General features: G+C 46.1%; 14 protein-coding genes and 2 pseudogenes. 13 read left to right on the top strand and 3 right to left on the bottom strand.

Going from position 1 to position 19,024, the window contains the following annotated elements; all coding sequences use genetic code 11:
- Window positions 1-102 precede the first annotated feature (102 nt).
- From FU659_RS20490 to FU659_RS20475, 4 genes and pseudogenes are all read left to right on the top strand, one after another.
- A pseudogene (locus tag FU659_RS20490) lies at window positions 103-1,619 on the top strand (sugar ABC transporter ATP-binding protein).
- An 18-nt stretch (window positions 1,620-1,637) separates the two neighbouring features.
- Complete coding sequence (gene mglC / locus FU659_RS20485; protein WP_147949270.1) at window positions 1,638-2,669, top strand: galactose/methyl galactoside ABC transporter permease MglC; 1,032 nt, start codon at window positions 1,638-1,640, stop codon at window positions 2,667-2,669.
- A 144-nt stretch (window positions 2,670-2,813) separates the two neighbouring features.
- Window positions 2,814-4,544, top strand: coding sequence for a methyl-accepting chemotaxis protein (locus FU659_RS20480; RefSeq protein WP_147949269.1), 1,731 nt, complete (start codon window positions 2,814-2,816; stop codon window positions 4,542-4,544).
- 187 nt (window positions 4,545-4,731) lie between these two features.
- The gene (locus tag FU659_RS20475) at window positions 4,732-5,142 is read left to right on the top strand and encodes a YjdF family protein (RefSeq protein WP_147949268.1); all 411 of its coding nucleotides are present in this window, start codon (window positions 4,732-4,734) and stop codon (window positions 5,140-5,142) included.
- Window positions 5,143-5,181: 39 nt separating this feature from the next.
- Here the strand turns inward: FU659_RS20475 and FU659_RS20470 are convergent, their stop codons facing one another.
- Together FU659_RS20470 and FU659_RS20465 are read right to left on the bottom strand one after the other, a co-directional pair.
- Window positions 5,182-6,033: an SDR family oxidoreductase gene (locus tag FU659_RS20470; RefSeq protein ID WP_147949267.1), complete on the bottom strand. Its 852-nt coding sequence runs from the start codon at window positions 6,031-6,033 to the stop codon at window positions 5,182-5,184.
- 156 nt (window positions 6,034-6,189) lie between these two features.
- Window positions 6,190-6,987 (bottom strand): Cof-type HAD-IIB family hydrolase, encoded by a 798-nt coding sequence (locus FU659_RS20465; RefSeq protein ID WP_147949266.1) that lies wholly within the window; start codon window positions 6,985-6,987, stop codon window positions 6,190-6,192.
- A 127-nt stretch (window positions 6,988-7,114) separates the two neighbouring features.
- Here FU659_RS20465 and FU659_RS20460 point away from each other — a divergent pair, with 127 nt between their 5' ends.
- The 3 genes from FU659_RS20460 (at window position 7,115) to FU659_RS20450 (ending at window position 8,762) form a co-directional block, all read left to right on the top strand.
- Window positions 7,115-7,807, top strand: coding sequence for a DNA alkylation repair protein (locus tag FU659_RS20460; protein ID WP_147949265.1), 693 nt, complete (start codon window positions 7,115-7,117; stop codon window positions 7,805-7,807).
- Window positions 7,808-7,917: 110 nt separating this feature from the next.
- A complete protein-coding gene (locus FU659_RS20455; RefSeq protein WP_147949264.1) occupies window positions 7,918-8,304 on the top strand; it encodes a hypothetical protein in 387 nt (128 codons plus the stop codon).
- Window positions 8,305-8,330: 26 nt separating this feature from the next.
- The gene (locus FU659_RS20450) at window positions 8,331-8,762 is read left to right on the top strand and encodes a DUF4362 domain-containing protein (RefSeq protein WP_147949263.1); all 432 of its coding nucleotides are present in this window, start codon (window positions 8,331-8,333) and stop codon (window positions 8,760-8,762) included.
- Window positions 8,763-9,880: 1,118 nt separating this feature from the next.
- Here FU659_RS20450 and FU659_RS20445 read toward each other — a convergent pair.
- Window positions 9,881-10,257 (bottom strand): annotated as a pseudogene (locus FU659_RS20445) (IS630 family transposase); the annotation flags it as partial.
- Window positions 10,258-10,405: 148 nt separating this feature from the next.
- Here FU659_RS20445 and FU659_RS20440 point away from each other — a divergent pair.
- From FU659_RS20440 to FU659_RS20415, 6 genes are all read left to right on the top strand, one after another.
- Entirely contained in the window at window positions 10,406-11,677 is a 1,272-nt protein-coding gene (locus tag FU659_RS20440) for an FAD-dependent oxidoreductase (RefSeq protein WP_147949262.1), read from the top strand.
- 126 nt (window positions 11,678-11,803) lie between these two features.
- Entirely contained in the window at window positions 11,804-13,423 is a 1,620-nt protein-coding gene (locus FU659_RS20435; protein WP_147949261.1) for a response regulator, read from the top strand.
- Window positions 13,424-13,447: 24 nt separating this feature from the next.
- Window positions 13,448-15,280: a sensor histidine kinase gene (locus tag FU659_RS20430; protein WP_147949260.1), complete on the top strand. Its 1,833-nt coding sequence runs from the start codon at window positions 13,448-13,450 to the stop codon at window positions 15,278-15,280.
- Window positions 15,281-15,366: 86 nt separating this feature from the next.
- A complete protein-coding gene (locus tag FU659_RS20425) occupies window positions 15,367-16,332 on the top strand; it encodes an ABC transporter permease (protein WP_147949259.1) in 966 nt (321 codons plus the stop codon).
- A 12-nt stretch (window positions 16,333-16,344) separates the two neighbouring features.
- The gene (locus tag FU659_RS20420) at window positions 16,345-17,220 is read left to right on the top strand and encodes a carbohydrate ABC transporter permease (protein WP_147949258.1); all 876 of its coding nucleotides are present in this window, start codon (window positions 16,345-16,347) and stop codon (window positions 17,218-17,220) included.
- Window positions 17,221-17,299: 79 nt separating this feature from the next.
- Window positions 17,300-18,823, top strand: coding sequence for an extracellular solute-binding protein (locus tag FU659_RS20415; protein ID WP_147949257.1), 1,524 nt, complete (start codon window positions 17,300-17,302; stop codon window positions 18,821-18,823).
- Window positions 18,824-19,024 lie beyond the last annotated feature (201 nt).

Genomic DNA, 19,024 nt, shown 5'->3' with positions numbered 1-19,024 from the left:
GCCTTCCTTATTTGGGAACCCGTGCAAAGGCTAAAGAGAAATAGGCTTCGAAGAAAGGCTTCACTTTGTGGGGATTATCGTGAGCTGGTAGGGGGAGTTACCATGAATGAACATGAATATTTATTGGAAATGAATCAAATCTCCAAAGAGTTCCCCGGCGTCAAAGCGCTGGATAATGTCACCCTCAAAGTTCGACAAGGAAGCGTTCATGCGCTGATGGGTGAAAACGGAGCGGGCAAATCGACCTTAATGAAATGCTTGTTCGGCATTTATAAGCCGGATGGCGGAGAAATCAAGTTGAATGGCGTAACAGCAACGATTGTTAACTCGAAGGATGCATTAGCAAACGGCATATCCATGATCCATCAAGAGCTTCATCCTGTTCCTCATCGCAATGTGATGGAGAACATCTGGCTCGGCAGATTTCCGTTAAAAGGAATCGGGCCGCTCAAATTAGTGGACCACACGAAAATGCGCAGAGATACGGAGAGCTTGTTTAAGCAGCTCCAGATGGATATTAAACCGGATACAGTAGTAGGAACGTTATCGGTTTCAAAAGTGCAATCCATTGAAATTGCCAAGGCGGTTTCATTCAATTCGAAAGTCATTGTTATGGATGAGCCGACTTCGTCGCTAACTGGCAATGAAGTTGAACAACTGTTTCGCATTATTCGCGATTTGAAAAGTCGTGGCGTTTCGATCATCTATATTTCACATAAAATGGAGGAAATTCTCGCAATTTCAGATGAAGTGACCATTATGCGCGACGGTACTAAGATTGGTACATGGGCGTCATCCGATCTGACAACGGACATGATCATTTCGAAGATGGTAGGTCGTGATTTGAAAGAGCGGTTTCCTGAGCGAAGCAATGTACCGAACGGTGTGCTGATGAAAGTAGACGGATTGACTTCGGTTATTCCCAAATCATTTAAAAACGTATCCTTCGATCTTCGTAAAGGGGAAATTCTGGGCGTCGGCGGTCTGGTCGGCGCGCAGCGTACAGAGCTTATTGAGACTTTGTTCGGTATGCGGAGTATTGCGTCTGGCAGCGTTTCCATACATGGGAAAACAATAAAGCTGAAGTCGCCGATTGATGCCATTAAGCAAAAAATAGCGTTGCTTACGGAGGAACGTCGTGTAACTGGGATTTTCCCTGTATTGTCGGTACTAGAGAATACCGTTATTGCTAATTTATCCAGATATATGAATCCTTTTGGATTCATTCAAGAAGCGAAACGTAGAGAAGAAGTAAAACGGAGTATCGAAATGCTTCGGGTAAAGACGCCAAACATGTATGCGTTGATCAAAAATCTTTCAGGCGGCAACCAACAAAAGGTGCTCCTTGCCAGATGGCTGCTCACCGAACCGGATGTTTTGCTACTTGACGAGCCTACAAGGGGAATTGACGTAGGAGCGAAGTTCGAGATTTATTCGATCATCGCCGACCTTGCCAAGCAAGGCAAAGTATTATCATGATCTCTTCTGAAATGCCCGAACTGCTTGGGATGTCAGACCGAATCATGGTCATGTGTGAAGGACGTCTTACGGGTATCGTGGATGGAAACAAAGCAACAGAAGAAGAGATCATGCGCCTTGCTGCACAGCATATGGCATAACGGAGGGGGCCAAGAATAATGAGTACTAAGACAGAGACATTGAAATCAAGAGACATCAGTGGGTTCATAACGAAATACGCAATCTACATCGTGCTCGTCGTGCTGGTCGTTGGCATTGCGATTTATGATCCAAGGTTTTTATCCGTCAATATCCTACGGGATATTTTGCTGCAATCATCCACCCGTGTCATTATCGCTTTGGGTGCTGCTTTCATTCTGATTACGGGAGGAACGGATTTATCAACAGGACGTATTGTTGGTTTAACAGCAGTTATCTCCGCATCCATGCTGCAAACGCAAGATTACGGCAGAAGATTTTTTCCGGATTTACCGGCCTTGCCACTGCTGGTGCCGATTATTCTTGCCATTGCAGCAGGTCTTTTGGTCGGTCTCATTAATGGGCTTATCGTTGCTAAATTAAAGGTGCCGCCATTTATTGCCACATTGGGTACCATGGTGGCTGTTTACGGAGCGAACTCCCTATACTTCGATATGAAGCCAAATCAATCGCAGCCTATTGGCGGTTTAAGAGCGGATTTCAGTAAGCTGGGAACGGGGGCTGTCGGATCGGATGCCACTTATTCGATACCTTACATTGTGATAATAGCCATTGTAGTAGCTATCATCGTATGGATCGTATTCAATAAAACGAAACTGGGCAAGTATATGTACGCAATCGGCGGAAACATTCATGCGGCCACCGTTTCTGGTATTAACGTAAACCGTTACTTGATTTACATCTATGCCATTGCCGGCGCTTTGTACGGCTTGGCCGGTGTGCTGGAAGCAGCAAGAACGGGCGGCGCAACGAATAACTACGGTAATATGTATGAGCTTGATGCGATTGCAGCTTGTGTGGTCGGCGGTGTCTCCACTTCAGGAGGTATCGGTACCGTTCCTGGTGTTCTTGCTGGGGTGTTGATCTTCAGCGTTATCAATTATGGTTTGACGTTTATCGGAATAAGCCCTTACTGGCAGTTAATTATCAAAGGTGTGATTATCGTAGCGGCTGTAGCCTTCGATATGCGTAAATACATGAATTCCAAGTAAAAGGCTCGTCATAATGAGATAAACACCAGGTTATTCACCAAATTTGGTCATAGAGGAAACATTAAATAGGCTGTCGACACGATCGGCAGCCTTTCATATTGTCCATGAATGAAAGCGTTCACGAAAGCCGAGGGGGAACAAAACATGAGTTTGGCCACACCTGAATTTTGGAAGAGGCGACTATTTTCGTTTTCATTAAGAAGTAAGATCGTAGGTTCATTCGTTGTTGTATCTTTGCTTGTTGGCGTAACCAGCGGCATGTCTTATACCTACTTAAATAAAGTCGACGATTCTTATTCGAAACTACTTCATGATACTGGCGTGATTCTGAAAAATGTTTCGGAAGTTAAAGAGAAAACGCAGATGCAAAACAATTTATTGTTTGGTTATGTGCTAGATCCATCCAAAGATAAAGAGAAGCATCTCATGGATATGCATGAGAAGTTATCGGCTATCATTTCTGCGATAGGCGCATTATCCGTTAGTGAGGAAGAGCAGGGTGCTATTCAATCGATGTTGGATTCCAATCAAACCTTCGCGCGATTGGTTAAAAAAGTGACGGATTACGGGGACAAGGGAGATGTGGGATTAGCTAAGGCTGAAGCGACGCAGTGGGCGATTCCTACTACGGAAACACTAACAGAGGCTGCTGCAAAGATCGAAGAGTTGGCAAAGCAAGTGCAAGAAGAAGCTTCATCGCGCAATCATGAAATAGTTGCCTCAACGATCAGAACGTTAATATGGGTTAGCCTAGGCGCTTTCCTATTCGCTTTGGCCATTGGGCTTTTGCTATCTCAGATGATCGTGAAACCGATGCGTTTGATGGTACGAGCAGCAGGTAGAATCGCCGCATGCGATTTGACCGTGAGGGATATTCAGGTGAAGAATCGTGATGAATTAAGGGATTTAGCTACAGCTTTTAATCAAATGAAGGAGAACCTGCATACGTTGATCAGTCAGGTGGGAAGCAGTGCACATAGAGTAGCTGCTGCGTCTGAAGCGCTTAGCAGTAATTCGGGACAAGTCAGTGAATCCTCGGAACGGATTACGAGCATCGCGCAAGAGATTTCGTTCGGTACTGACGCTCAAGTGCGCAGTGTACAAATGGGGGTCTCGATTATGGAGCAAATGTCTGCGGCTGTTGGACGAATTGCCAGCGTGACGCAGTCAGCGAATGATCAGTCTGCGCGGGCGCAATCGGAAGCAGGCAATGGCAATGTGGCCGTGGATACAGCGATTATTCAGATGTATGCCATTCATCAGAAGATGAAAGAGCTAGCGGAATCTGTGCAGCGATTAGGGCGGCGTTCCGAACAAATCGTAAGTGCCAATGCTATGATTGTTGGCATCGCCAGGCAGACCAATATGCTCGCACTGAATGCATCCATTGAAGCGGCGCGAGCAGGAGCGGCAGGTAAAGGATTCGCGGTCGTCGCCGAAGAGGTTCGTAAGTTGTCCATGCAAACTGGAGCGGCTGCGGAAGAAGTAGCGAGTCTCGTCTCTAGTATTCAAGATGAAACTAGGGCCGTAGTTAGCTCCACAGAGGCGGGAAGCAGAGAGGTGGAAACGGGCATTGAGGTAGTCGGCTTAGCGAGGAATACCTTCGAGCGGATCAGTCATGCCATGGATGAAGTGGCTCGTCAGATTGAAGAGGTAACCAGAAGCTCAGCGGCCATTTTCACGAAAACACATGCAGCGCTGGAAGTGATTCGCTCCATCAATGAAGTTGCAGGACAAACTGCAAATGGGGCCAAGGTCGTTTCTTCGAACGTCGAAGGTCAATATGCCAGTATGGAGGAAATTGTCTCATCCGCTGCTGTATTGAACAGTATGGCAGGCGAGCTGCAGACACTGATTGGTCGGTTTCAGGTGTAGAATTACATAGCTGCTGTAGACTTGCCTCTTGTCATCCCGACATGATTCCTAGATAATGTAAGAAGAGTGCAAAAACACAGCTCCGGTCGGTAGTCCGGACGCAAGGAAATACGCTTGTATTCCTTGTCAGTAACCTTCCCCCCTTGGGATGTCCATCACTCTGATTGGAAAAAAGGGGGCGGTTTTTTTGAAACTAACCGTATATTTTAATGGTCAATATTGGCTGGGTGTTGTTGAGAGCAATGACGATTCCAAGCTGAAGGCATGTCAATTTATTTTTGGTCCTGAGCCTAAAGATGGCGAAGTCATGGATTTTGTTCAGCATCACATGCTTGCTTTGCTTGCTGCTAGTACACAAGAAGTTGAGATTGGGAAACCAGTTCAACGGAAAACCAATCCTAAACGCCTCGCAAGGCAGATTGCTAAGGAATTGCTGATGTCAGGTGTTTCCTCCTACGCCCAAGATGTGATGAAGCTCGAGCTTGAATCACGGAAGAAGGAAAGAAAAGTGACCAATAAGCAAATGTACGAAGAATTTAAGGAGAAGAAATATCTTCTTAAGGTACAAAAGGCAAAAGAGAAGCATCGAGGAAGATAAGGTTGCCATTGGCGACCTTTTTTTACTGAAAAGAGTTTGTCATGACTTGCCCTTGCGGGTCATTTGGGCAAGCTCTATCCACTGCTCATCGGTGACCTCAAGCAGGTCGTTAAACTGTCCGGCGCCTTGCAGCCATTCGCCGCCGTCGATGGTAACGACCTCGCCATTGATGTACGCAGCACCGTCAGAGATCAGGTAAGCCGCGAGGTTTGTCAGCTCTTCTTTATCACCTACACGCTTGAGCGGAACGCGGTTTACAAGCTTTTCCGCCAGCTCGGGTGTAGGAGCCAGTCGGCTCCAAGCGCCGTCGGTAGGGAATAGCCCCGGCGCGATCGCGACTTGCCGTATGCCATAACGCGCCCACTCGACGGCCAGTGAGCGGGTTAGCGCGAGCACACCGGCCTTAGCCGTGGCCGAGGGGACAACGAAGGCGGATCCGGTGGAGGCGTAGGAGGTTACGATGTTCAGCATCGTACCTCCGCGCCCTTGCTCGATCCACCTTTTGCCTACTTCCAGCGTGGTGTAGAACGTCCCGTGCAGCACAATATTCAGCACCGCGTCCACAGCTCGCGGAGATAGATGCTCCGTGGGACTAGCGAAGTTGCCTGCTGCATTGTTAATCAGCACATCAATATATCCATAATGTTGTTCCACTGCGGAAACCATTTCTTGAACCTGGAGCGGGTCCCTGACGTCACACCGGGTGTAGAACACTTCTTTGCTGTCGACGCTCATTTCAGCAGCCGCTTTGGCCAATACTTCTTCGCGTCTGCTAGTAATAGCCAGCTTGGCGCCTAATGCGAGGAAGCGTTCGCCCATCGCACGTCCTAGACCTGTGCCGCCGCCTGTAATAAGAATGACCTTATCCTCCAGCAATCTCACATCAAACATATCCGCCACTTCCTTCATTAATGATTTACATTATGAATGGTTTATGAAGTTAACCTGCTATGATTTTATGATCGCGCTCACATAAATAGTTTTATTCTTACTAACAAAACGGTCTCGGAGCAAACGTCAATTTTGCCAACCGAGACCGTATATCAGCTATTCTGCTAAAATGAATTTTTCGATGACATGTCTAACACCGTCATCATTATTGCTTTTGGTAACATAATTCGCCAAAGCTTTAAGTTCAGGCAATGCATTTTCCATCGCTACACCAAGTCCGGCAACTTCAAGCATTTCACGATCGTTCCAAGCATCTCCAAGCGCAATAACTTCATCTAAGGAGCAGCCGATATGTTCAGCGAGGAAAGTAATTGCATGCCCTTTGGTGCCTTCTTTGTGCATAAACTCCAAGTAATGCGGTTTGGATTTGGTAATGTGCAATTGGTCTCCAAGCAAGGGCAGAAGCTCTTCGCGCAGCTGGTCACATACTTCAGGCGTGTCAACAATGAGCATTTTGGGCTGAGGGATATCGATCCATTGGCGCAAATCACCAATCACATAAGGCGTTTTGGAGAGACGTACGTAGTTTTTGATCTTATCGTTGTCCTCGCTTGCATATAGCTCATCGCCGTGGTAAAGCTGAAGATGAAGATTTCTTTTCTCGCAGAAATCGAGCAAAAAACGTGCGCTTTCAACAGGAACGGTGCGCTCGTAGAGTACTTTTTCATCAAGCAAATTTTTGATGAGAGCGCCTTGGTACGTAATTATCGGCACGTTGAGCCCGATTTGATTCGCAATTCGTGCTGCAGAAGGAAAGCTTCTGCCTGTTGCAATCGTCACCGTCACTCCTTTGGCAACCGCTTCGTGCATGGCGTTAATGGTTTCTTGCGAGATAGTCAAGTCATCCCGCAATAGGGTATCATCTAAATCCGCAGCAACTAATTTGTAAGTCATGAAGTTCTCTCCAATCCGGTAAGTAGTCTATGTACATAAAAATGCTGCTATAAGCATACCCGAATTAATCTCTAATTGCTACAAGAAGGCATATACAGGAGTGGCCATAAAGGAGGCAGTTTTTACGATGATATCACCCTATACGGAAAAACTTGAGGCATGGCTTCGAGCCCATCGCAACCCAGTTAATGCGACAGCGATGGAAGCTTATATGAAGAATCAATTTCCTTTTCTCGGAATTAAAAGTCCAGAGCGTGTCAACCTGACTAAGCAGTTTACGAAGGAACATGGCTTCCCTAAAGGAGAGGAAGGAGTGCGTGTTGCCAGCGAGCTCTGGGAACTGCCCGAAAGAGAATTTGCTTACACCGCGATGTTAGTGCTCATGCAGCTGCGCAAGGAAGCGGATATCACACATGTGGATGTTCTGGAAAGTTTCATTGTAAGTAAATCGTGGTGGGATACGGTAGATTTGATCGCGGACCACTTGATTGGTTATCATTTGCAGCGGTTTCCAGAGCTGATTCCATCCTACGTGGAGAAGTGGCTTTCTTCTGAAAATATGTGGCTGCAGCGAACGAGTATATTGTTTCAGTTAAAATTCAAACAAAAGACGGATGTATCGCTCTTGTTTGATTGTATCCGATGCCTAGCTGATTCCAAGGAGTTCTTTATCCGTAAAGCGATAGGCTGGGCCCTCCGCGAGTACTCCAAAACGGATGCCGCAGCGGTTCGCGCATTCGTTGAACAAACGGAGCTTTCACCGTTAAGCGTGCGGGAAGCGTTAAAAGTTATTCAACGCAACGAACCCTTAGGTGAATGAATATACAAAACGGATCGATGGACGAATAAAACTTGGGTTGAATTTTACCCACCTCTTTTAAGTGGATCAGCCATGTAGGATAGGAGAAATTTAGAAAGGAGGAATGGACTTTGAAGAGGCGCACCGATAGATCCCTGACTTTATTTGTAATCCTTTCTATGATTATGACTTTTATTTCGGCGCTGCAGGTCGCTGCCAATATGTATGAAGGAAGACCTGTTTGGTTCATTGACATCTTGCTTATCCCGATTCCGATTTTTGCTTTTATGACGGTTGTGATCTTTCTGGATTTAGTAAAGCAGGATTATTTGACCCTACAAGGTCGAATAAAGGCTAGGAGTGAAAACAAGATCGTGGTCCATGTAGGAAATGGAAAAATGAAGACGTTTCGCTTAAGAAACGAATATGTGGACGCTGTTGATGTAGAAAATGACATCGAAATCATTTTTTACAAAAGGACGAGGGCAGTCATTGGGCTAACGAATAGTACGAGATAAGGAAGGGACGGATGTGAAGGAAAACCATGAAAAAAATACTGGAAAACAAACGAAATGTTCTTAACGTAGCCATGCTGCTTATCCTTATGATTTGGGCGTGGACTATCTGCTCATCCGTTGCGAATGAAGTCGTAATATCCGATTATAACGTTATCAACGCGATCCGAATGGAGAAATTTGTACATAGATTCGATAAAAAACACAGTGATCGGTTATTCTTCATACAAACTACCATTGAGGGTGGTTACGTACTTTCCGATCTGTATGTATCGAAAAATGACATCACATTTACCATAGATTCTTCTAGGGATGCCTACTCTAACCAAAGCACTCAAAGTATCGTATGCAAAAACATAAAAAGAGAAATACACAAGTTCAACATCGTCTATAGTTTGAATCAATGCGATCAATTCCCCAAGGACCAAGATATTCTGATTATTGGCTTGGGTATGAAGTGATCTGAAGAATAGGTATGAAGTGATCTGAATAATAGGGGGCTGTTCAAAGCAGATAAATCTGCTTGAGGGCAGTCCTCTTTTCTTTATATTGCCCGCGTCACTCCAAAGGTAGCTGTGAAAGGCTGCAAGCGGATAGCGCTAGTTACTCTTTTCATGGAGAACCTCCGAGTGTCGAGAAAGTCTCGGCTGCTTGAGATTCTCCTGTTTATGATGTGGGGAGCTGGTTAGCTTCTGGACATGTTATCCAATTCCTCAAGTGCTTTTGGCGTCGGGTTCGGCTTTCAACATGTGGAGAGCCTCCTTTTTTTTGACGGGGACTCCTAACGAACTCAGCAATCCTTATTTGGTCAAAATTCAATGAGTTTTTATTCTAACGAACTCCAGAAGTGTTATTGCAAGTAAAAGCGCATCATTTCACTCATAATTGACTCCATAACGTCTCTCCAGTTCGTTAGATGAATAGACAAGCTAATTTCCCCTCGATAAGCACCATACGGTTCGTTAGCGTAGACAGCCATAGTCAAGGACATACTCAAGGACACACTTAAGGACACACCTAAGGCAATCTTCGCGCTTCTCTCCTCATGCCCAAAATGTTTACAAAGCTCTGAATAGCCGAGTCACGATTACATAGGAGCTGACCAGCACTTTCACGACCAACCTTAGAAAATCCAACTTATCTCTATTTCCCAGTTATTCTGATGTGTACGCCTATACCGCGACTGTACATCGGCATGTTGGGAAAGTTGTGCTTGGAACTAGGGAGACCCCCGCACGGGATTTTTTTCGTAAGGAGCGGACCTATAAGCCCGAAAGATGAAGTGGCGAGCTGAGCACTTTGGATTAAAGAAACTTGTAGGTTAGGAAAGTACTGAAACGCGGAATAAAGAAGAACATCGGAAAGCCGGATGAGGGAAAACCTCATGTCGGGTTTGATGCAGGGGGAGCATTTCATATTTAAGCCTTATGGCAGGTCCTCAGGCTGCCGAGAAAAATCTCGACAGGAACGACAATTTGTCTTTGAGGAAACATAGTAGGATCAGACCGAAAAGTGTCGGATTACCCCCTACTGAGCATTTCCGCACGTCCTTATAATTAGAAGTGACTAAATGGGAACGTACTTGCTGCATAGAGAGCGTCACGTTGTTGCGAATCTCTGCAACGCTAGAATAAAAGACATTGTTGATCACATCGGCTTTCAACCATTTCCAAAGTCCTTCCACCAGATTGAACTGAGGACTATAGGCTGGGAAGAAGACAAGTTCCAGACGAGCTTGATGTTTCACTTAGAAAAGATTTAAGTAGTTTGGTGTGATGAATGCGGGTGTTATCCAGTATGATCACCATTCTTCCTTTCGGGTAAGCCTCTATGATTTCATAAAGAAACGTCAAAAAACGTTTCCGCCGTGTACTGCTCGTCTTCTTTCCAAAGAATCTGCCCTGTTGCATAATCCAAAGTGGCCAGCAGCTTGACGCCACGATGCTTTCCAGTTGTGCGAGGCGCTTCCAAATTACCCCATCGTATGGGCATTGGTTCATAATGATTTAGAAATTAGGAAATGAACTTCTTTAGTTCAACTTATTTAGATTGGATCAATTCGTTTGATAGTAGAAAATAATGATAAGCAGCGGAGGCGATTTCTTTGAAAAACTATATCTTTCAACAAAGCGTACCGGTATACGACAAGGTGGATATTGTGGTGGTTGGCGGTGGTCCGGCAGGCGTCGCAGCTGCAATTTCTGCAGCACGGTGTGGGAAAAAAGTCATTCTGTTGGAGCATTCCGGCCAGCTTGGAGGGATGGGGACATTAGGCAACGTCAGTATTTTCATGGGAGTTGGCAATGTGACGGGAATATATCGGGAGATCATCTCTGAAGTGATGCCGCAACAGGCTATTCCCGACAATCATAAAGGTTCGGTATGGCCGCAGTTTAATCCGTTCCGTTTGCGCTATTATTTGAATGATAAGCTGGAGAAGGAAGGCGTGGAGGTGCTGTTTCACGTCAGTTTTGCCGGGGCAATCACGGAGCAGGGTCGGATGAAGGCGGTGGTTGCGAATTCAAGAGAAGGTCTGTTGGCACTGGAAGCAGATGTGTTTATCGATTGTACGGGAGACGGACGCGTCGCCATCGAAGCAGGTGCGGGTTATACTACCGGCAGAGAAACGGACGGCATGACTCAACCCATGACCATGATGTTCATGATGCAGGACACCGGAAAACCCGTTATTCCTCATCTGCCGGAAGGTTGTTACCGGTACGAGACGGTTGAGGAACTGCCGCAAGGAAGGCTTTTGCATTGGGAAAGGGGCGAAGCGGGAACATTGCTCGTCAATATGACCCGCGTCAAAGGGAACGGAGCCAATGTCAAGGATGTTAGCTATGCGGAGAAAGAAGCCTTGCGCCAGACCTTCTCAGTAGTAGACTATCTGCAGCGTAACGGGTTCGGGACTTATGTACTATCTCACGTGCCGGGGCAGGTCGGGGTTAGGGAGACCAACCAAATTATTGGACATTACACGTTGACGGAAGAGGATTTATTAACCGGCCGAAGATTCGAAGATGTGGTAGCGCAAACCAACTATGAGATTGATATACACAGCCCTGACGGAAAATCAGGAACCGATGAGCGGGAAATAGACGGTTATGATATTCCTTACCGCTGCTTAATCCCAAGCGGCATACAGGGCCTGCTCGTTGCAGGCCGGGCGATATCAGCCACTCATGTGGCGATGTCGTCGATGCGTGTCCAGGCGACCTGTTACGCTCTGGGACAAGCGGCGGGAGTTGCGGCATCTCTCGCAGCGGATCAAAACATCTTGCTATTGGACGTAAACAAGGATGACCTGCATCGTGAATTAGAACGACAAGGGGTTGTTTTTCTGACCGGATCAGCTAGCAGAACCCGATTCTGATGTGTCATTTCAATGAGAAGACATGGTGGTCCTAGACTGCTGTGTCTTTCTTATTTTGTGCGTAGTATAACCTACTGCCTTATTATAAAATGGGATTACATTTATTGATCCAAAAGGAGCTATTTTATGTATAAGCTTGTAATTATAGATGATGAGCCGGCAGTCCGCAATGGGCTGAGTAACTATTTTGATTGGGGGGCCTTCGGAATCGAGCTGGTCGGGCAAGCAGACGACGGAGATACGGGACTAGAGATGATTGGGCGAGTAAAGCCCACTATCGTGCTGACGGATGTGAAGATGCCGTCCATGGATGGGATAGAGATGTCCAAGGAAATCCGGATGCGGTATCCGGGGATGAAAATTGTCTTCGTCAGCGGTCATAATGACGCAGATTATTTACGGTCGGCACTTCAAATCCATGCGATCGACTACATCTTCAAACCGGTTAAAATGGCGGAGCTCCGGAAGGTCATTGAACGCGTTGTCCAGGATCTTCGATCGGAGGAGAAAGAACGCCGACTGGTTCAGGATATGCAAGTGAAGCTGACCCAAAGCATGCCCTTGCTCCAGGAGAAGTTTCTGATATCCGTCATCCGGGACGGTGTCGCTAAAATGGAGGATCTGCAGGATAAACTGGATTTTCTCAATTTGGAGATGCCTATAGAATCCATTTATATCGCCTTTGTCGTGACGATCGACGATTCTGCGGAAGTATTGAATAAAGGCTCAGAAAGGGATAAGCAGCTGTTGTCTTATGCGATATTGAATGTGATTCAAGAGCTGATTGATACGCATATGAAAGGTTATGCATTTGAGAACCGGCCCGGCGAGTATGTGGGGATCCTGATTTTGAACGAGCGTGCCGAAGATCGGGAGGCCCTGTTATTCATGCTGGCTGAGGCAATTCGGGATAATCTGCTCCAATGGTTGAAGATAAGTGTGACCATCGGTGTTGGCGAGCAGGTCTTAAATATAGGCTATCTTCCATCATCGTACAAACTTGCCCGCGAAGCGGCCGATCAAAAGTGGTACCTAGGTAAAAACCGGATTATCACCATGGACAGCTTGGAAACGGGAGAAGAAAGATTGGGCCGGTTTGACGCTGAGGAATACGAACGTGTGATTACGGCGTTAAAGGCAGGAGACCATGTCCGTATGGATACGGAATTAAACGATATTTTCCAGTCACTGGGACGTAATCGTAAGGATGGGTACAAATACTGCAGGAATTTATGCCTTCAGTTGATTCTTTTATCTGGTAGGGTTCTACTCGATCTCAATGTTCTTACCAAGGAATGGGATGCGAAGGAAGAAGAAGCGATGGAGCAGGTGCCCAAACAGGAAACGATGGAGGACCTGAGACGGTATATTGCCTCATATTTGAGAGGGGTTTGTTCTTGTGTTCAGGAGAAGCGAAACGGGAAGTCCAACAATGTGATCGAACGGGTTCGTCATTTCATCGAGGAGCGTTATCCCGACAACCTGACGGTGGCTAATATCGCGGAGGGAGTCTATCTCAGTCAAACCTACGTCAGTTTATTATTTAAACAGGAGACGGGGGAGACGATCTATGAATATTTAACGAAGATCCGGATCGAAAAGGCGAAGGAACTGCTGCACGATCCACGTAATAAATTCTACGAGGTATGCGAAGCGGTAGGGTACTCGGATCCAAGTCACTTCAGCAAACTGTTTAAGAAAATAACGGGATTGACACCAAGCATGTATCGCAATCAGAACATTTAATCCGCTAAAAAAGGGGGAATACCTGTGAGCGGAGCTCAGCAGGGAGGCTGGAGCCTTGTGAAAGACTTGGGACGGGGCATAGTGGCGGCCAGAAAATGGATTTTGGCGTATGTGGTGCTGCTTCTGATACCGTCCTCAATTATGCTGTATACCTATTATCAAAGATCCTCACAGATTCTTGAGGAAGAAGTATCCCAGACCATGCAGCAAACTCTAAAGCAAGCGGGAATTAATCTTAGCTACCGGATGGATCATGTAAGGGACATATCGAACTCATTGTTCATGAACCTGAAGCTTTACGAGAACCTGGAGCGCTCAGATCGGATCAGCGAGCAAATCCACCAGTCACAGGAGCTCTTGAATTTGCTGGAATCGGCGCAGACGAATTCCGATATTGTCCGGGCGAGGTTATTTACGGAACCTACCAAAGTCTACGGAGCCGATCGTATCAACCTATTTCCGTTGGAGAGCCTGAAAAAGAGATCTTGGTACCAGCCGATCATAGATGCAGGAGGGGGCATTGTTTGGACCTGGGATTATAGAGAATCGTTCTTGGATAAGGGAGAACAGTATATTATATCCTGTGCCAGAATGCTCCGTAACCCTGCTCATTATGATGAAACCATGGGCGTGCTGATGATTGATGTTTCCGAAAAGACGATAACGGATGTTATTTCTGAGCTTGATTTTCCAAGCAGAACGTATTCATACATTGTGGACCGGTCCGGTACCGTTATTTACAGTGCTGACCGTTCCTTGATCGGAACCAAACTCGTTTCGTCGCATGAAGCGGAAACTATCGGAAATTCGGATGAGGGAATCTTTAAACGGACGGAAGGTAATGAGGACTTGTATGTGCTCTATTCAGCGATCCATCCCACCGGCTGGAAGCTGGTTGTCGAGGTACCTAAAGTAGAAATATCCCGCCGTACTGCCGCTCTTAACCAATTCTCAAGCATTGCAACCTTGATCGGGATGACGGTCATGTTCCTGGTGTTGGTTTTTGTGCTATTGGCAATTATCGTACAAGGCATGAACCGTAGAGTGAAAACGGTATTGAAGATGATACGGACAGAAGGCATTGAACGGTTGGAAGAGCGTCGGTTTGGAAGTGACGGAGATTTTCATTTATTGGAACGAAACGTCGACCATCTGATTCACCGCGTGAAAAATTTAATGGAGGAAGTGTACCAGACCAAGGTTATGGAGCGGGAAGCACAGCTTCGTGCCCTTCAGGCCCAAATCAACCCCCACTTCCTCTATAATACGCTGGATACGATTAACTGGCTTGCCGTCGCCCGTGAGGCCGACGACATTAGCCAGATGGTACAAGGTTTATCCGATTATTTCCGGCTCAGTTTAAACAAAGGCAAAGATTATGTCACTGTTTCGGACGAGCTGGATCTGGCCAAAGTATATCTGGAAATTCAACAAAATCGGTTTCCTTCCAGCTTTACATTTATAATTGAAGCCAGTCTTGATACGGACCGGTACATGACCCCGAAGCTGATACTGCAGCCGATCGTCGAGAATGCGCTTCTGCACGGTATCCGTAAGAGAAGGGGGAAAATAGGTACAATCTCGATTCGGGTACTACTGGAAGACGAGGATTTACTGCTTCTCGTAACGGATGACGGAATCGGAATGGAGGAAGATCTGGCAGTCAAGCTGCTTACTGTTCCACGGCCGGAGGCCCACGCTGACGGTTCAGGAAGCTCTTACGGACTATATAATGTAAACGAGAGAATCAGGCTTTTTGCCGGCAGTACTTACGGTTTGACCATCCGGTCCCGGCCAGGTGAGGGAACGACGGTTTTAGTCAGGCTGAAGGCAATTCTAATGGACGAAAGAAAGTAGGATCAGACCAGAAAGAGTCGGATCACCATCTACAGGCCTTTTCCGTGGATCGATATAATGAGATCATAACACGGAGGTGAACAGACATGAGCGGTATCGCAACAAATTTGAGTGGCGAGGTCAAGGAGAGCGAGGTATTGCGCAGACGGACCGGTAAATGGAGACTGTTTCGCAACAATCTCGATTACTATTTTTTATTGATCCCTGGCCTCATTTTCCTGATTCTATTCAAATACACACCCATGTATGGTGTTGTTATCGCATTTCAGGAATTTAACATTTTCGATGGCATATCGGGAAGCCGATGGGTCGGGTTGGATCAGTTTCAAAAACTCATTCAATCGGAGGAATTCTCCCAGGTATTCATGAATACGCTTTTGATCAGCTTTTACAAGATTACTCTGCTCTTCCCAATCCCTATCATTATCGCATTACTGTTGAACGAAGTACGATTCAGTGCGTTCAAGAGAACGGTTCAAACCATCATTTATCTGCCCCACTTTTTATCGTGGGTAATTATCTCTGGTTTATTCATTACAATCCTTTCTCCATCCGGCGGGTTGGTGAACATGGTGATCCAATGGTTCGGTGGCGATTGGGTTAATTTTTTTATGGACAACAATTTCTTCCGAAGCGTTATCGTATCCACGGCAGGGTGGAAAGAAGTGGGTTGGAACGCGATTGTTTTCATAGCCGCTATTGCCGGCATTGAGCAAGAGCAATATGAAGCGGCATCTATTGACGGTGCCGGAAGAATCAGGCAGATGTTGCACATCTCACTCCCCGGGATGATGCCGATTATCGTGCTTATGTTCATTCTTCGTTTGGGTTCAGTGTTGGAAGCGGGAACGGAGCAAATTCTGACGATGTACAACCCGGTCGTATATGAAACCGCCGATGTTCTCGGCACTTTTGTTTACCGAATAGGCTTAGGCAAAATGGATTACAGCTTCAGTACGGCAGTGGGCTTATTCAATTCGGTAGTAGGCTTCCTGTTAGTCGTTACAGGTAATCTTGTCAGCAAAAAATTAGTAAAACGCGGGATTTGGTAGAGGGGTGAGGGTATGAGAAAACGAACAGTAGGCGATTGGTTTCTGGATGCCTTTGTATATGTGTTCTTGCTCCTATCTGGGCTGATTACACTCCTCCCTTTGGCTAATGTATTCTCAAAATCGGTAAGTGCAGAATGGGCGGTAATATCTGGGAAAGTGAAGATTTTACCGGTTGGCTTCCAGTTGGACACCCTAAAGAACGTGGTCACCTCAGACATATTCATACGGGCTTTCAGCGTGTCTGTCTTCGTTATGGTTGCAGGAACGTTGTTGTCCGTCCTGTTGACTGCCGTCACGGCCTATCCCTTATCGAAGAGGCATCTTCCTGGTATGTCCTTCGTTATGGTCTTGTTCATATTCACCATGTTGTTTAGCGGAGGAATCATCCCCAATTACCTGCTTATCCGCAATTTACACCTGATCAACAGTATTTGGTCCATAATCTTGCCGTCCTTGATCAGTGTATTCAATATGTTGATAATCAAAAGCTACTATGAGGAACTTCCCGAGGCTTTGGAGGAATCGGCACGAATGGACGGAGCCCAAACCTTTACCGTTCTGTTTCGGATCATTATTCCGTTGAGCGTGCCTGTCATCGCGACCATTTCTTTATTCTATGCGGTCTTTTATTGGAACGATTTCTTTAACCCGATGCTGTATATCAATACCCCGTCATTGAAAACGCTTCAACTTTACTTGCACGATGTTGTAATGGAAGCCGACACGACGAACGCAACAACCAAAAGTGTAGATGACATGATGAATATGTCACCGGAGGGAATCCGGGCCGCAACCGTCGTCGCTTCTACTGTTCCGATTCTTTGTGTCTACCCTTTTCTTCAAAAATATTTCATCAAAGGTGTTCTGGTTGGTTCCGTAAAAGGATGATTCCACATTAATCTTGCCGGTACATTGCCGTCATGTTAATGATATGCATTTCACACAAAAAAACAGGAGGGTTAAAGAAATGAATAAAAACAAGTGGCTCGTGCTTCCGATGATTGCAAGTCTAGTACTAACCTCTGTCGCATGCGGATCCAAGAACGACGTCAATACTTCCTCATCTCCATCCGCATCAGATGGCGGACCTAAGCCTGCGCTAAAAGCATTGATGCGATGGCAAAAGGAAGATTATAACACCTATCCGATTTCGAAGGTGTTGGAGGAGAAAACAGGTTATAAAGTGACCTATGATATGCTCCCAGTAGACAAACCGGAGGACAAGCTCAACCTGTTGATCGCTTCCGCCGAGCCCTACGACATGATTACAGCAAATGGAGAAGGAGGTTTTAAAGCGCTGTATGCGGATTATGCCAAAAAAGGTGCTTTGGTCGATCTAACCCCGCTGATTGAAAAGTATGGTCCGAACATTAAAGCATCCTTGTCCCCAGAATCTTTGGAAGCTGTGAAAGTCGATGGGAAAATTTATGCGATACCGGCTCGTACGATTGAATTTACTGGAACAAGCCTGATGATTCGCAAGGATTGGTTGGATAAGTTGGGTCTCCAGATTCCAACTACCCTCGATGAATTGACAATCGTCCTCAAACAATTTAAAGACAAGGATCCCGGCGGGAATGGCGACAAGAATGTTCCAATGTCCATCAAAGGGGATGTCCCGATGATCGATAATATCGTGGGTGCTTTCGGATTAGCCAACGGCTGGAACAAAGTGGACGGCAAGCTGGTTCCCCGCGCCATGGATCCCTCCTTTAAAGAATATTTGGCTTATATGGCCGATTTGTATAAACAAGGACTTGTAGATAAGGAATTCGCTATTAATAAAGACGCAACCATGAAAGAAAAATTTACGAGCGGCAAAGCAGGCATCATTCCGCTGCACTGGGCCGATATTCCGACGATTGCCGATGCATTGAAGAAAAACTATCCTGACGCCCAATATGCCTACATTCCGGCCTTGAAGGGTAAGAACGGAAAAGCAGGGCTGGCCGCTAGCTCAGGCTTCGACCGGCTCACGTTCATACCGAAATCCTCCAAACATCCGGAGGATGCCATCAAGTATATCAACGCAAAGCTTGAAAAAGATACTTTCAAATTAATGGCTATCGGTGAAGAGGGCAAACATTACACATTCAAAGATGGCGCCTATTCTCCGATTCTGCCAATCTTCAATGATGAACGAAATAATGCAAGCAATTACCTGTCGGGAACCGACGAGAAGAATTATCCGATTTATTGGCAAGCGCGTGTCCGCAAAGATCAACGGCTATTTGAAGGCTGGCAATTTCTAAATCAGAAGCAGTCAGCAGGAGTTTCCTTCCCGGATCCCCTGGGTCTTGCTCCTTATTTGCCGCAGTACTCGAAAGATAATGCCCAATTGAGCCAGCTTGTCACGGATTATGCCATAAAGGTTATCGTGGACGGGGAGCAGCTTTCGAACATCGATGCATTCATTAGCAAATTTAAATCGGCTGGTGCAGATGCGAGCTATAAAGAAGTCAATGATTGGTACGCTACTGTGAAAAAATAATAGATGACAAGATGGAAGCGGCAGTATACCTTGCATTTTAAGAATACTGTCGCATTTATTCGAAGTGGTGTCAGCTATCGATGATGGGCGTGAAATGGCTAATACCTTCTGCCTAAGTTGGTAAAAGAGAGATGAACTTGTTCCGTTTTGAAAAATGAATGGAAGGAAGTTGAATATGATTCCAATTAAGAGATCATATTT

Source organism: Paenibacillus sp. N3.4 (assembly GCF_008017805.1).
Classification (GTDB): Bacteria; Bacillota; Bacilli; order Paenibacillales; family NBRC-103111; genus Paenibacillus_E.
Note: the sequence above shows the minus strand (reverse complement) of the source record. Positions and strands in the feature narration are given on the sequence as shown.